Source organism: Waltera acetigignens, assembly GCF_025567015.1.
Taxonomy (GTDB): Bacteria; Bacillota; Clostridia; order Lachnospirales; family Lachnospiraceae; genus Acetatifactor; species Acetatifactor acetigignens.
Window position 1 is genome coordinate 78,065 of the sequence record NZ_JAOQJO010000018.1, and the last position, 14,728, is coordinate 92,792.

Below are 14,728 nucleotides of genomic sequence, written 5' to 3' on the forward strand. Positions count from 1 at the left end.
CTTAAAACTTTTTCAGAAGAGCACTTTACAGCAACCCCACCAGTACGGCTGCCGTCATGCCGATGATCATGCTTCCGGCAATGGAAAAGCTGTCCACCCAGGCTTTTCCTTTTTTCTCAATGAGGTATACAAAACCTGCCATCACCAGTGCCGATACCGCCATTACCACTAACGGAATGTAATCTCCGTGAAACGTAAACAATCCGTTCTCCGATACAAAACCACCGAAATATCTTCCGATGTAGGTGCTGACCAGTCCGATGAACATGGCAGTCATTGCCATATCTCCGAAGCCCGGCTTGCCGGATTTTTTATTCGAGGTCAACTTCTGTGTATATTTTTTATTCAGGAAAATGGACAATGTCATTCCCCAGATAATGCAGATACTCATGAGCAGTGCAATCGTGGAAAATGCCTGTGGTGTCATTTCCGCAGCAGACAATGTATCCATTCCCACCTGCTCCGCTGCTGCCTGTGCCACCTGGGTCTCATAATGCAGGGCACCGATCACGGATAATCGAAGCCACGGCCAGGGCGTTCCCAGACTTCCCGACAGGGCGATGACACCTAACAGAATCCCCACACTGGGCAACAGGGAAAAGGTCGCACTGGAGATAATCGTACGCTTCATTTTCGTGGTATCCATACCAAGTGCCTGCCCGGCGCAGTAAGCCCTCACCAGAAAAATCACACAGACCACCGCCACAAAAGCAATGATACCTCCACAGATCAGGTACATCGGTACACTGTTTAACTGGCTTAAGATTGACATGTCTCTTCCTCCTTCAGAATCTCTCTGATTTTATCTTCTTGTAAATGCTCTCCGATGACGATCAGCACCTCCTGCCCCACTGCGATGGGGTCTAATGTTCTGCTGTCATGGGTTGCATTTAATTCCATCCATTGTCCGTCCTTATTTTTCACAAAACCCTTAATACGGAATACTTCCCCACAGGACTTGTCGGCAAACAGCCTGGGGACCGCCCGCTCCAAAGCTTCCGAGGTAATCTTCTCTTCCATGAAAAATAAAGAGTCGAAGCTCTGCTCATTCTCTAAATCCATCTTACGGTAACTTTCCAGACGATAACCGCATTTTGATACTTCCTCTAAATCTTCTTTTGTCAGATCCGTGAGATTTTTCTGTAAGATATCTTTTTCAGGGTCGATTCTCCGGTCGCAGCGGATCTGTTCCAGTGCCCGGTTGAGATGTGCCACCGTGTCCTCACACTGTTCCCTGGTGGCTGCATCCGCATGGCTCAGGATCACTTTTCCGGCATTGGCAGCCTCCGATGCCAGCAGATAGTCTGCCTGCTGTGAAAGATTTTTCTCCAGTCTCGCATCCAGTATGGCGATGACATTGCCGATCTCGTACCATTGGTCCAGCGGCTCCTCCCGAAGTACATCAAAAAACTCATCTACATCATAGATTCCCGACGGTTCCACCAGCACCCTGTCATAACCACACATTCGCATGGAGATCAGCTTCGTACGGAAACGCCTCCTGTGGCTCTCCGCATCGCATCCTCCGGCGATCATCTCCAGTTCGCACTGATCTCCCCTGAGTTCGTGGAGCATCAGCATATCCACGTTGATGGCACCGAAATCATTTTCCAGAATACCGATATGCAGTCCCTGATCCATCAGGTACTCTGCATATTTTTTCAGAAAAGTAGTCTTTCCGGATCCCAGGAAGCCTGTGATTAGATCGATCGTTACCATATATCGTCTTTCCTCTCTGTTTCATTGATTTGCATAGTGATCACTTCTATAATTCTTTCTCATAACACCAGTAGGAATGCCCGAAAAGTTCACATTCCCCTGCCGTGGTAAAATGCAATTTTTCATAAGAACGCAGGGCTTTCACGTTGTCCTTTGCCACTAATATGTGTGCCGCCTTATAACCCTGTGATTTCAATTCCGCCATAGCTTCCTGCAACAGGATCCTGGCAATACCGCGATTCTGATATTCTGCTGCCACTCCCAGTCTGGACAGTTCTGCCACCGGGGTAAGGTCCTCTGACCAACAGGACAGTGCCTCCACTTCTGGGTCATCATCCATAGAGATCACACCCATTAATCGTCCTCGCGTAACCGGCAGATGTCCCGCTGTCTGCTCTTCCGACAGCCTCGCCCCCTGTTCTCTCTCGTCAGGTTCCGGCATTCTCTCATACAGACAAAACAATGCATTTCTCGACAGGTCAAATTCCACTTCCCGCTCTGTGGGATAATTTTCTGTCCAGACACAATATTCGGTTCCAATCAGTGACTGGTATAATTGCAGGATCTCTTCTGCTTCTTCTCTGCGTGCCCTGCGAAATTCCATATAACAATCCTTCATGCTGTCCTATCCTCCGTTTACACCTTCAGTGTCTTCAAATATTCCTTCTGCTCCGGTGTGATCCGGTAGCTTTCCCGTGCTTTTTGTATGGTCTTATTATGTGTCCATGGATTCAGGCGCTTCTCTTCGATATAGCTGACGGCAGCATCCCACTGTTTTGCCAGTGCCGTGGCATAGAACCAGGCAATCATCATGTTCACATAATATTCTTCGGAATGCACCGCTGCCGGGATCTCCAGATATTCCGGTCGAAAATTCTCATCCAGAAAATGCATCATCAGCATTTCCATTCCGAAGCGGCAGGTGTAGGGGTGGTCCGAAGCTGTCCATTCTTTTATTTTTTTGATTAATCTGTCTCTGTTTTTCTTAAACACCTTCGGAGAAAAAATATCACACACTGCCCAGTTATCCACATGGGGCAGGAAACGTTCCACCTCTTTTACACAGGTGTCGTAATCTTTTATCTCCGCCACCAGCAAGGCATGCAGAATATTCTCATCGTAATAAGTATGCGGCAGTTGCATCAAAAACGCTGCACTCTCCGGATCCTTGGCATATTCTTTTGCTAGCTTCCGTATAGCCGGCGTGCGGACGCCAATAATCGTCTCCGCCGGGATCGTCGGGATCAGCTTGCTCTGAAAATCACGGTAACCTTTATCTTGCACTTGAAACAATAATCCCTGTGCTTTCATACAATTCTCTCCCCAATTCCTGCTTTTCTGTTTATTGTAACACAAGCTATATGTATATGCAAAACAGTCATGCATGTAACTGGAAAGTTACGCGAGCAATGAGCCGCGCATAGGCATAGTGAAGACAGCGATGGGCGCTCGCGCATGATTCGCTGTCTTTACTTATGCCGAGATGCGGCGAACGCCGCGATATGAAATAAGATTGGCAGCGTTTTATGCTGACAATCTTATGAATAGCGTGGCTCATTGCGGAGGGTTTTATCTTCGGGACATAGTAGAAGAAAAATGTAGATTACGCCCCGCTTGTCGGAAACTTCCGGGGCTTAGCAGAGAAAAAACATGGATTACGCCCCGCTTGTCGGAAACTTCCGGGGCTCAGCAGAGAAAAAAAATGGATTACGCCCCACTTGTCAGGAACTTCCGGGGCTCAGCAGAGAAAAAATGTAGATTACGCCCCGCTTGTCGGAATCTTCCGGGGCTCAACAGAGAAAAAATGTAGATTACGCCCGCTTGTCAGAATCTTCCGGGGCTCAACAGAGAAAAAATGTAGATTACGCCCCGCTTGTCGGAATCTTCCGGGGCTCAACAGAGAAAAAACACGGATTTCGCCCCGCTTGTCGGAATCTTCCGGGGCTCAACAGAGAAAAAATGTAGATTACGCCCCGCTTGTCGGAATCTTCCGGGGCTCAGCAGAGAAAAAACACGAATTACGCCCCGCTTGTCGGAATCTTCCGGGGCTCAGCAGAGAAAAAACACGAATTACGCCCCGCTTGTCGGAATCTTCCGGGGCTCAGCAGAGAAAAAATGTAGATTACAAGGCATTTCGTAACGTAGGCTATAATAAATGCTGCGATGCCCACCGCGGAAGGATGTTCCGTTTGCTGTGGACGTTCGTGGATTTGAAACTACCATCCGCAATGAGCCACGCTATTCATAAGATTGTCAGCAAAGAACGCTGCCAATCTTATTTCATATCGCGGCGTTCGCCGCATCTCGGCATAAGTAAAGACAGCGAATTGTGCGCAAGCGCCCATCGCTGTCTTCACTATGCCTATGCGCGGCTCATTGCTCGCGTAACTTTCTATTTACAATACCTTTGCCCCATTCACGGTCAGCTTGAAAGACGCCTCCAGCACTTCCGCTGCGCGCTTACACATCATCATGCGTCCGAGGAAAATCTCAAAATACTCATACATACTGCAGATCTTCGGATCAATCTGCAGATTCAGTGAAATCACTCTCTTCTCCACATTGATCTTAAGCTTTGTATCGGTAACCGCATAATTGACGCGGTCGTGTTTATCGAAGGTCGCCTTATTCTTCTCCCGGACTCTGCTCCTGCGGACATCGGTCTTATCTGCAATGATCAGCGCCGCTGAGATGGGATCGGTAGCACCGCCGGTAGATTCGTCATGCAATCCGATAGCAGACACGATCTGCACCCGGTCCTCCAGGGGCAGATCTGTCTTCTTCAGAATATCATTTGCAAGCAGCGCCCCGTACTCTGCATGATGGCTACGGTTCACCGCATTTCCGATATCGTGCATGAATCCGGCGATCTTCACAAGTTCAATATCTTTTTCCGGATAGCCGATTTTTTTCAGAATCTCTGCTGCCCGCTCTGCCACAAGTCCCGAATGTGCCTCCGAATGATCGGTGAATCCCATGGCACCCAGATCCGCATTTCCTTTTTTAATAAATGTCAGTACTTCTTCATTTTTTCTGATTTCACTATATGTCATTCTTCTACTTCTTTCCTTCCATCCTGTGTTAATTCCCGTGTCTTTATATACATCTTATTTCGTGTTCATTGTACCATACGCTCACGAATTCGTGCTATGATACTCTACATCCTGTTTCGCAGTTGCTTTTTCTCCAAGGCGCATTCTATATTACCAAAACCGTTTCAGCAACACTATCCCGGGCGGGTAAACAACATGTAATATCTGTGTAAACAAGCCGGATATAAGCTGACAGATATTCACATTTTCTTCTTTTCAGTTTTCATCTGTGAGAGTATAATAAAACACAGAAAATATTTGGAGATTTTGTTCCAGAGAGGAGACCACAATGAAATTAAAAGAATTACAGGACGCAATGATCGCTGCCATGAAGGCAAAAGATAAATTCAGAAAGGATGCCATCTCCGCATTGGTATCTGCTGTAAAGAAAAAGGGAATCGACAACGGCTGCCGCGACAATATCCCCGATGAGATGGCCAATGAAGCTATCTTAAAAGAGATCAAGTCCGTAAAAGAACAGATCGACACCTGCCCCGCAGAGCGTACCGAGCTGCTGGAAGAATACAAAAAGCGCTACGAGATCATGAGCGAGTTTGCTCCCAAGATGCTTTCCGCCGAAGAAGTGAAAGCTATTCTGGAAGAGAAATTCGCAGATGTTCTGGCTACGAAAAATAAGGGTCAGATCATGAAGGCTGTTATGGGAGAGCTGAAGGGCAAGGCTGACGGCAAGGTCATCAATCAGGTCGTTGCTGAACTGACCAAATAATATGCGCGCTGCATTATCAGCGATTTTGAATTCCATCATCAAACGGCTTCCGGGAGATCTCCGAAAGCCGTTTTTGTTTCCACTTCGCCTGTAGCTTCACTATTTTCTGCTTTCCATGAACCGCAGCTATGCTAACTACGCCTTCAGCTGTCATTGCGGCTGGCACAGCAGATATACTACGACTTGTCTGTTTCTATCGAAATCTTTTTTTCATAAAGAGCATTTTTCTCAAGTATTTCCCGGAATGCTGTCGAATTTTCTCCCAGTGCCAGCCCCTTGATCTCCATGTATTCGTCATAATCATAGAGGTACACTGTGATCTCGGATATATCGTATCCGCTGACCGCCAGCTCGTTGGTATTGTTTCCTGCGTATGTCAGTTTTCTTCCATCTTTATCCAACACCACGGTCATAACAAGATGATCTTCCGGGAAAATGTCATATACCGTAAGCTCCACCGGAGAGACTTCGATTCTGTCCAGCCCGAAGCCCGCTGCATTCGTTTCGCCTATCTCTATGACCTGCATTTCCTTATCGCTCTGCGCAATGGAAAACTCCGGGAATTTCCAACTTCCGCGTACTGTCTCCTTAGAAGCCCCCTTCGGATATAGGAAAAAATACGGGATTTCCAGTTGCAGTGTCATGTCTTCCGGAATCTGTTCATAGTATCCCTGATTCCCTGTCTGGATCGATTTGTAATCGATACGGATCAGTCCCAGAAAAGTATGTTTATCCACAAGTTGCCCCACAAGCGCCCTGCCCCCGTGTACCGGATCGCCGCTTCGGAAGGAATACTCCTCCAGCGTTGCGATCATGATCTGACTTTTTCCGTCGCTGTCCGCTGACATCTCCGGGAATCCCTCTTCGCTCTCCATTTTTACCCCCAGGAAAATTGCCTGGTTTGTGGCATAATAATCCGTCAAGGTAATGGTGTAGCCCTGATCCGATACCTGATACTGCGCCGGTTCTGTAGCTTCCACACTGGTTTCCGTACTCTGGATCCCAGTGGCTCCGGTATTGTTGTCCCCAGCCTCTTCTCTCTCCCCGGCATTGTATTTTCCTTGCCCTGTTGGTACCAGCGTTACAATTTCTTCTGTCGGAATCTCCTGGAACCCCAGCAGCTCCTGTACTCGTTCTATCACGCTGCCGATCAGAGGCAGTTCTTTTGCCAAGACCGGATTTGCCGCACAGAATCCAATAGCTACAACAATCGCTGCAGCTGCAGCCCCCGTCTGCACAAACTTTCTTTTTCGACTCTGTCTTTTTTTCTTTTCCGATCTTTCTCTGATAATTCCGTATGCTTCCTCTATTTTTCTGTCAATCAACGGACTGTTTGTCATGGCTATTCTCCTTTCCTACACCCATCTGCGATCTCAGATGTTCTCTGCCCCGGTGAATTTTACTCTTCACCGTATTTTCTTTCATATGGAGCAGCTGTGCGATCTCTCCTATGGAAAACTGTTCCCCATAATACATCTGGAAGATCAGCCGGCTGTCCTCCGGCAGAGTTTTCAACAGATCATTGAATTCCAGATCCGTACTGAAATCATAGAACTGTGAAGCTTCCTCCGCCTCGTTCATGGGAACCGTCCGACTCCTGTGCCGTCTCATTGCAATACATTGGTTGATCAGAATACGAATCAGCCAGGTTCTGAAATATTCAGCTCTTCGTAAGGTATCCAGCTTTTCAAAAGCTGAAAGTATGCTCTCCTGCATGGCATCGGCAACATCCTCTTCGTTCCCCAGATAAGCGAACGCGATCCGTATCATGCTCTGCCTGTTCTGTTCCATCAGAGCGATGAAAGCTTCCGCGTCTCCTTTTTTCGCTTTTTTCACCAGTTTCTCCATGGTTCCTCCCGTTCTTCATCCGGCCGGATGCCTTGCAAGGTATTTTGTGTTCACATACATTAGATAAGCATATCGTATTTTCGGTTGCAGAAAAATAAATTTTTTTCATAAAAGTTTTTTCCATAAAATAGTAAACAGCTTCCGAAGTTTCCTCCGAAAGCTGTTCTTAAAACTATTAAAGCTATTTAAACTATTCCACTACTACCGTACCGTCTTCTTTTACGGTAATATCCATATCATCCTTCACATATTCCAGGAACTCTTCCCCCAGACTGTCAATGACAGGCATCCGCACATTGTCAAGCCACACATCTGCCAGAATAGCTCCGGCTGCTGCCAGGGAATCAATGGGTTCGGAAAACAGCATACATGCCGGCTGCCTGTTCATGGAGCAGGCACAGTAAAGTACCAGTCCGCCGGTGGTAGATCCTATGGTCGTCGGCAGGCACAAGGCCTTGCCCGCCATCTGTTTGCCGTAGAGATCGGGGTTATTCTGATCTCCGCAGGTTGCTTTTTTATCGCCGAACTGCAATGCCTTCTGGAAAGATGCCAGTGTGTTCAGACCCCCGTGAGATACCAGTACCTTGGCTGTTACAGTTCCGGAGGCTACGATTCTTCCTTTAAATTCTTTCATCTGTCCGCTCCTCCCTTCGTAATCTGCTCTAAGATCTCAGCATCGGTATAATATCTTGCGCTGGTATAGGTACGCAGCTTGTTGCTGGAAGTAATGACCGGCATCTTCTCGCTGAGAGGATTATTCATATACATTAACGGGCAGATATAGGAAGTAATGACTCCCGTTGCTTTTAATGTCTCCGCATAAGGGGTCTCCTGAAACTTTTTCAGTACCGCAGGTGCCGCTGTGAATACGGTAGGAATACACACTCTGGCTCTACCGGCTTCTTTCAGGCTCTGAGAGACTTTTTCCGTCCAGTCGATGAGCTGCTGTAAGCTCATATGGGGGCATCCCATGAAACACAGCTTCGGCTTTGCATCCTTCTTTTTCCAGATCACCGGATAGCTCTCATAGACCCTCTGAAGTTCCGCATCATCTACCACGTAGACTTTTGCATCCTCCGCAATCAGATCTTTTCCGTATTTTACAGCCTCCGGAGTGATATTTTCCACATGGTACAGACCTACCGCACCGTTGGAAGCAGTCGCTGCGCCGAAGTCTTTCAGATAGGTCTTTGCTGCATCATCCAGTTCACCGCCCAGCCACTTGTCCAGTCCTACGATATAGGGAACATCCGCCATCACTTTCATACCGATGGCAGATCCAAGCAGCTGTGCTTCCGGCTTTTTCGTGGTCTCGATCTTCACGATCCAGGTGGCTTTTCTGCCTTCATCCGTTAACAGACCAAAACGGGGCACATAGCCTACTACCGAGCCCATGAGGTCAATGATACCAGAGTTACGATTGCATCTTGCCCCCAATACGGAGTTGGCATAAACCACTGCGGAAGATTCCGACCAGGACAGCACCTCTCCCATGGCCGGGGTATTTCCCACTTCATCCATGTAACAGGTGCAGGTGTAAGCATCCTTTTCCATGATACCCAGCTGTGTCAGCTGTTTCTCGTAGTCATCCTGCTTGGAGTACATGAAATTCTTGAACACAAAATCCTGTAAAAAAGAACTGGGCACATTGGGATCCAGTGGTCTCGGATCGGCGGAAAATTTCTGTTTGGATACATTGCCGGATTCGATCAGCTGATTCATCAGTTCATACACCGGCGCCAGTGCTTTCAATCCGAAAGAGGTTACCAGATGGTTGTATTTACTGGTCACAGGCACCATACCGTCCGCACCGAACAGCTCGCCGTAGCGCACCAGCGTCTGCATGACCTTCGCCAGGGTCGCTCCCTGTTTTCCATCATATATTTCCTGTTGTTCTTTTGTTAAGTTCATTGATTTCCCTCCCTTTAAATCTTCATGGCAACTTCATAAGCGCGCCATACGACACTTCGCAGATTGCCTACACCGTCACAGTCACCTACCAGGCTGACATTGCTGCCCTTCGGTGCCAGTGGATTGGGAATGTATCCTGCGGAGCTGATCACACTGTCACAGGGAATTGTGATCTCTTTTCCGGAAGCATCCTTGCATACGATGCTGTCATCCTTTACTTCCTGCAGCGTAGTTTCCAGATATACGGGCACTTTTTTCCAGGCGAACCACTCTCTCAGATAGGAGCTGTTGGCCAGGCATACTCCGGTCTGGGCGATGAGATCGTTTTTCATCTCTACGATTACAGGCTGTTTGCCCTGCAGAGCCAGTTCATAAGCAATCTCACAGCCGGTGAGTCCGCCGCCGATGACGGCAACCTTTTCTCCTACGAGAGTACCGGTAAGGTATTCGCATGCCTCAACCATCTTCTCATAACCGGGCACTTTTCTCAGTACTCTGGGCACTGCACCGGTAGCGATGATTATAGGAGCACCGGCAAACGGAGCGATGCTCTCCACTTTTTCATTGTAATGAATCTCGATTCCCAAATCTGCCATCTGCTTCCGATACCAGGTCAGCAGATCCCGCAGTTTTCCCTTGTAGCTTTCCGCGCTGGCGGCAATAAAGGTTCCGCCCAGATGGTCTGTCTGCTCGTGAATCACCGGCTCATGTCCCCGCAGCTTCAGTACTCTGGCAGCCTCCATGCCGCCGATACCTCCACCGATAATATGTACCTTCTTCGGGCTGGTGGTCGGGACGATCTTGTGCTTCTCCCACTGCATGGTCTCGGCATTTACCGCACAGCGTGCCAGATGCAGAGAATCAGATAATGCCTGATCATTGGGAACTCCCTTATAGTGACACATGTTGAAGCAACCGTTGTGGCACAGAATACAGGGACGGATGTCGTCCTCCTTATCATTCATCAGCTTGGTCACCCATTCCTGGTCTGCCAGGAACTGTCTGGCGAATCCGGCACCATCGATTCTTCCGTCTGCAATAGCAGCCGCAGCCGTCTCCGGATCCATACGTCCGGCGCATACCACAGGGATATCCACGAATTTACGGATATGCGCCACATCCTCCAGATTGCAGTTCTCCGGCATATAGATAGGGGGATGTGCCCAGTACCAGGCATCGTAAGTACCGTTATCGCAGTTTAACATATCATAACCGGCATCCTGCAGATACTTCGCTGCTTTTTCGGATTCTGCCATATCACGGCCTGCTTCTGTGAAGCTTTCTCCGGGAAGTGCTCCCTCACGGAAGCCCTTGGTCTTGGATTCCACACTGTACCTAAGAGACACAGGGAAATCCTGCCCGCAGACTTTCTTGATCTCTTTTACGATCTCTACAGCAAAACGATATCTGTTTTCAAAAGAACCGCCGTATTCATCGGTACGCTGATTCACATATTTTAAAGTAAACTGGTCCAGCAGATAGCCTTCATGTACCGCATGGATCTCCACACCGTCCACACCGGCATCCTTTAATAATTTTGCTGTCTTGCCGAATGCAGTGATGAACTCCTGAATCTCCTCCACGGTCATCTCCCGGGAAGGCACTTTATCTGACCAGCGGTTCGGAGACGGGCTGGGTGCGGCTGTGATCTTGTCGAGATCCATAAAAGGTTTCGCCAGTACCCGCAATGCCTTATTGGTGTACAGGGTCTCCATCATTTCACTGATGGTAAATGATCTGCCGAAACCTGCCGTCAGCTGGACGAACAGCTTTGCTCCTGTCTTGTGGAACTCCGGCATCCACTTTGCCAGATCCTCATACATTTTTTTCTTCTTATATAGCCACTGTCCGTACATGGGATTGTATACCGGCTGACATCCCGGAAGCACCAGACCGCAATTATTTTTCGCTACCTCCAGAATAAATTTCGCACCATCCTTGTCAAAATGGTTCACTTCCATCCATCCCAACAGGTTTGTGCCACCCATGGATGTCAGAACAATGCGGTTCTTAATCTCGCAGTTTCCGATCTTCCACGGCGTAAACAACGGTTCCAACTGTTGTTTCATCGTAACTCCTCCTTTGCCTTCTCTCTTGCTTACCCCATTACACAATCTTATAATAACACATTTTAATAGTATTCCCCTGATAACTCATTCCCTGGAATAAAATTCTTCACCGGTTTCCAGACAAATGCCCTGCATGAACCAGAATGTACTGCTATCCATTTAACGACCGTTCTGCATACGCTTCAAAATTTCAGAACATCATTTCGTTCTTCTCCTGTAAACTTCCCTCATGTTTTGTTGCGTTGTCAACAACTTCTTTATTGTAACAAACATGTTACAGTTTGTCTACTCTGCCTTCCAGAGATCTCCCCATATGGAATCACACAAATTGACACAGTATTCTCTGGAAAACTCCGGATCCTGCGAAACGATCTCATTTTCCTCTGCCAGTTCTTCCGGATAATCCTCCAGAAAATATGTTGTCACACCTTCGGGACCGGAAGCCACATGACTGATCATCGGTTTCACCCCATAGTCTGCGATCTCCACCTCTCCATGATCATTTTTCGTAATCGTTACCTCTGCCATGCCGCCCACCATGCGGTTAGCGACTCCCTCTCCGGTGCCGGAGGTCCAGTTCACGAAATTTCCCAGCGAATAATACACAAGCATTTCATGCTCGCTCGCTTCATCTGTCACCCATTCTATGGGTTCAATGACATGCGGGTGGGTACCCAGGATCAGATCCGCACCGTTTTCCGCGAATATCTTGGTCCATTTCTCCTGCGAAGCATCTGATGTCAGCCTGTACTCCGTTCCCCAGTGCGGACATACGATGGTGAAATCCGCCAGTTCCTCTGCCCTCTGAATATCTGCCGCCACCTGTTCCTCATTCAAAAGATCCACCGCATAGGGCATATCCGCCGGCAGAGAAATTCCGTTGGTTCCGTAAGTGTAGTTCAGGACTGCAATCCGCATGTCTCCCAGCTCAATGATCGATGGGTCTGCGCCACAGGAAGTGGAGGTATCCGCAGTATCATGTATACCCAGGACAGTGATCTGCGGGTATTCGTCCCTCCAGTACTCCGCACAGTTTACCAAGCCCGCACGTCCCTTGTCCATAGCATGGTTCGTGGCATGACAGATGACATCGAATCCTGCTCCCACCAGTGAATCGCAGAGACTGTAATCCGCATTGAAGCAGGGATACCCGGAGATTCCAAGATCCGCACCGCCTATGATCACCTCCTGGTTCACCAGGGCAAGATCTGCCGCCGCGATCTCCTCTTTTGTGTTGGAAAACAGCGAATCATAGTCGTAACTTCCATCCGGCTGCAGACAGCTTTCCTCCACTGGAGTGTGAAGCAGTACATCCCCTACCATGATGATCTTGTACTCTGGGGTGGCTTCCGGTGGTTGGTCGGAAGATGGCTGGATTGCATCCTGCGTTTCTGTTTCTATTGCTTCTGTTTCTATTGCAATAGTTCCTGTGGTACTGGCAATATTTTCATTTGTTACTGTATTGTCCTCAGACACCACCTCAGTCTTCGCACAGCCGAATAATAAAAAAATGTTCCCTATACAAATATAAAACATTATTGCTTTTCTTAAAGTCAAAAATCTTCTATCTGACATTTTTCTACCTTTTCACTGATTTTTCTGTATTTTTTTCTTCTTACTATGTCCCATTATAACATACCTATGATTTCGGGGTCAAAAGCCCCCGACTTTGATGCCTACGGATTGCTCCGTGCTATGCACTCCCACGTCTCCGCTCCGCTTCGGTCCGTGCTAAACATGTGCCACTGGCACATAGCACCCTACCCTCTATTCGCATATCGTGGGATTATCAGCATATATGATCAGAAACTGTTTGATTATATGGGATTGATTTGCTTCCTTTTTCAGACATCTTTTATGTACTAAATATTTGATTGATGAGATTTTCCACACTCATTGTGTTTAGACTGTATTTTTCTGATTCAAATGTATATATAATGTCTCTACCTTGTATAAACCCATTCTTGGCGTAAATGTCTATTTTTTTCATAGCTTTCTGACAGTAAATCGGATCTGTCATCATTCCCAAATGCTCCCATAAAATCGTTTTACGATCTGCTAACCGCAGGCATGTAAAATCCGGATATATCATTCCCAAACCCTTTAGGTTTATAGGACATTCATACTTGTATGGGATATTTTTATGGTACAACATATCTGCAATGATCTTTTCTGACTTTGATCTGACTCTTTCTTTCTTTTCTGTGTAGATTTCCGCCTGTCCTTCTGCAAAATCTTTACCTGAATATATTTTTGCTGACCACTGATTCACATATTCCTTATCCGATATTATCCTCGCATCCACCATTTTTTTCCTGGATGGACTCATTCTGTCATAGACACTATATAGTTCTTCTACCTGTACTATTTCTTGTTTTTCATATTTTATAATAATATTTTGTATATTCTTTAATTGCTTTTCTACCTCTGACAGCAATTTTTCATCATAATTTCGTTGTGCAAGCTTACCTGCCAATTCAAAATCAGATTTTCGCAGATATTTTCCATTTGGATAGGATGTTCTAGTTTCAGCAGAGTCCAAATAATATTGCTCAACTCCTCTGCAGTTAATTACTTTCAGATTGCCTAAAGGTGCATTATGTATACTCGTTTCCAAATTTTGTTTCAAATCCCTTAGCCAACGTTCTCTTTTTAGCAATTGTTCATATAGAAAGTCCTTTATAGCCTTTTCCTCCCGTTGTACATTTTTTTCATTTATTGCTTTTCATTTAATCTGTATTTTTCTCTTTCTCGCATGTATTCTCTTGCCTCTGGCACATACCTATTTCATCTTTTTTCTGTTTCCGCATGTATTCCTTTGCCTCTGGCACATACCTATTTCATCTTTTTCCTTATTTCGCATGTATTCCTTTGCTTCTGGCACATACCTATTTCATCTTTTTTCTGTTTCCGCATGTATTTCTTTGCTTCTGGCACATACCTATTTCATCTTTTTTCTTATTTCGCATGTATTCCTTTGCTTCTGGCACATACCTAATCCATAATTCTCCCCTCCCTCGCATGTATTTTACACGTTGCTCCTCATATATTTCCTATACATGTATAATTTTCACAAACTAACCTCTAAAAAAATAATGTTATTAAAGTAATAATTGAAATAAATATCTTGAAATATCCGACACAGAGCTGTGTCATTAAATGGTTAAAAGAAAAACTGATCTTTGAATTAATTTTTTGAATTATTATTCTGCGTTACTATTCTGCGTTATTGTGTAAAAAAATGGGGAAGTACAAGTACTTCCCCACAGACTGTAGACAAAGCTCCTTCCTGTGAGGGAGCTTTTCTTGTGTCATGACTGCAAAAATTATGTACTTACAAGCATATAAGAAGTAGTGAAAAT

General features: G+C 46.5%; 13 protein-coding genes. 1 reads left to right on the forward strand and 12 read right to left on the reverse strand.

From position 1 onward, the window contains the following. Window positions 1–25 precede the first annotated feature (25 nt). From OCV96_RS15730 to OCV96_RS15750, 5 genes are all read right to left on the reverse strand, one after another. Window positions 26–772, reverse strand: coding sequence for a DUF5058 family protein (locus tag OCV96_RS15730; protein ID WP_227061427.1), 747 nt, complete (start codon window positions 770–772; stop codon window positions 26–28). Next, window positions 760–1,719 (reverse strand): GTP-binding protein, encoded by a 960-nt coding sequence (locus OCV96_RS15735; protein ID WP_227061428.1) that lies wholly within the window; start codon window positions 1,717–1,719, stop codon window positions 760–762. The genes OCV96_RS15730 and OCV96_RS15735 overlap by 13 nt, the downstream gene beginning before the upstream one ends. Before the next feature lie 46 nt (window positions 1,720–1,765). Next, window positions 1,766–2,338, reverse strand: a complete 573-nt coding sequence (locus OCV96_RS15740; RefSeq protein WP_262594896.1) for a GNAT family N-acetyltransferase — start codon at window positions 2,336–2,338, stop codon at window positions 1,766–1,768. 17 nt (window positions 2,339–2,355) lie between these two features. After that, a complete protein-coding gene (locus OCV96_RS15745; RefSeq protein WP_227061430.1) occupies window positions 2,356–3,030 on the reverse strand; it encodes a DNA alkylation repair protein in 675 nt (224 codons plus the stop codon). Between the two features lie 1,085 nt (window positions 3,031–4,115). Further along, a complete protein-coding gene (locus OCV96_RS15750; RefSeq protein ID WP_262594897.1) occupies window positions 4,116–4,772 on the reverse strand; it encodes an HD domain-containing protein in 657 nt (218 codons plus the stop codon). A 328-nt stretch (window positions 4,773–5,100) separates the two neighbouring features. On the opposite strand from OCV96_RS15750, the gene OCV96_RS15755 reads away from it, so the two are divergent. Continuing rightward, on the forward strand, window positions 5,101–5,538 hold the full coding sequence (locus OCV96_RS15755) for a GatB/YqeY domain-containing protein (protein ID WP_262594898.1): 438 nt from the start codon (window positions 5,101–5,103) through the stop codon (window positions 5,536–5,538). 176 nt (window positions 5,539–5,714) lie between these two features. On the opposite strand, the gene OCV96_RS15760 is transcribed toward OCV96_RS15755, so the two are convergent. The 7 genes from OCV96_RS15760 to OCV96_RS15790 all read right to left on the reverse strand — a co-directional run bounded on the left by OCV96_RS15760 (window position 5,715) and on the right by OCV96_RS15790 (window position 13,983). Continuing rightward, entirely contained in the window at window positions 5,715–6,878 is a 1,164-nt protein-coding gene (locus OCV96_RS15760) for a DUF4179 domain-containing protein (RefSeq protein WP_262594899.1), read from the reverse strand. Then, window positions 6,856–7,386 (reverse strand): RNA polymerase sigma factor, encoded by a 531-nt coding sequence (locus tag OCV96_RS15765; RefSeq protein WP_118549976.1) that lies wholly within the window; start codon window positions 7,384–7,386, stop codon window positions 6,856–6,858. The genes OCV96_RS15760 and OCV96_RS15765 overlap by 23 nt, the downstream gene beginning before the upstream one ends. A gap of 190 nt (window positions 7,387–7,576) precedes the next feature. Further along, on the reverse strand, window positions 7,577–8,020 hold the full coding sequence (locus OCV96_RS15770; RefSeq protein ID WP_262594900.1) for an aconitase X swivel domain-containing protein: 444 nt from the start codon (window positions 8,018–8,020) through the stop codon (window positions 7,577–7,579). Next, window positions 8,017–9,297 carry an aconitase X gene (locus tag OCV96_RS15775; protein WP_176862334.1) on the reverse strand — a complete coding sequence of 427 codons (1,281 nt, stop codon included), beginning with the start codon at window positions 9,295–9,297 and terminating at the stop codon, window positions 8,017–8,019. Before OCV96_RS15775 ends, OCV96_RS15770 begins: the two co-directional genes overlap by 4 nt. A 14-nt stretch (window positions 9,298–9,311) precedes the next feature. Then, complete coding sequence (locus tag OCV96_RS15780) at window positions 9,312–11,366, reverse strand: oxidoreductase (protein WP_262594903.1); 2,055 nt, start codon at window positions 11,364–11,366, stop codon at window positions 9,312–9,314. A 285-nt stretch (window positions 11,367–11,651) separates the two neighbouring features. Continuing rightward, complete coding sequence (locus OCV96_RS15785; protein WP_262594904.1) at window positions 11,652–12,941, reverse strand: CapA family protein; 1,290 nt, start codon at window positions 12,939–12,941, stop codon at window positions 11,652–11,654. 280 nt (window positions 12,942–13,221) lie between these two features. Continuing rightward, the gene (locus OCV96_RS15790; RefSeq protein WP_262594905.1) at window positions 13,222–13,983 is read right to left on the reverse strand and encodes a hypothetical protein; all 762 of its coding nucleotides are present in this window, start codon (window positions 13,981–13,983) and stop codon (window positions 13,222–13,224) included. Window positions 13,984–14,728: the final 745 nt, after the last annotated feature.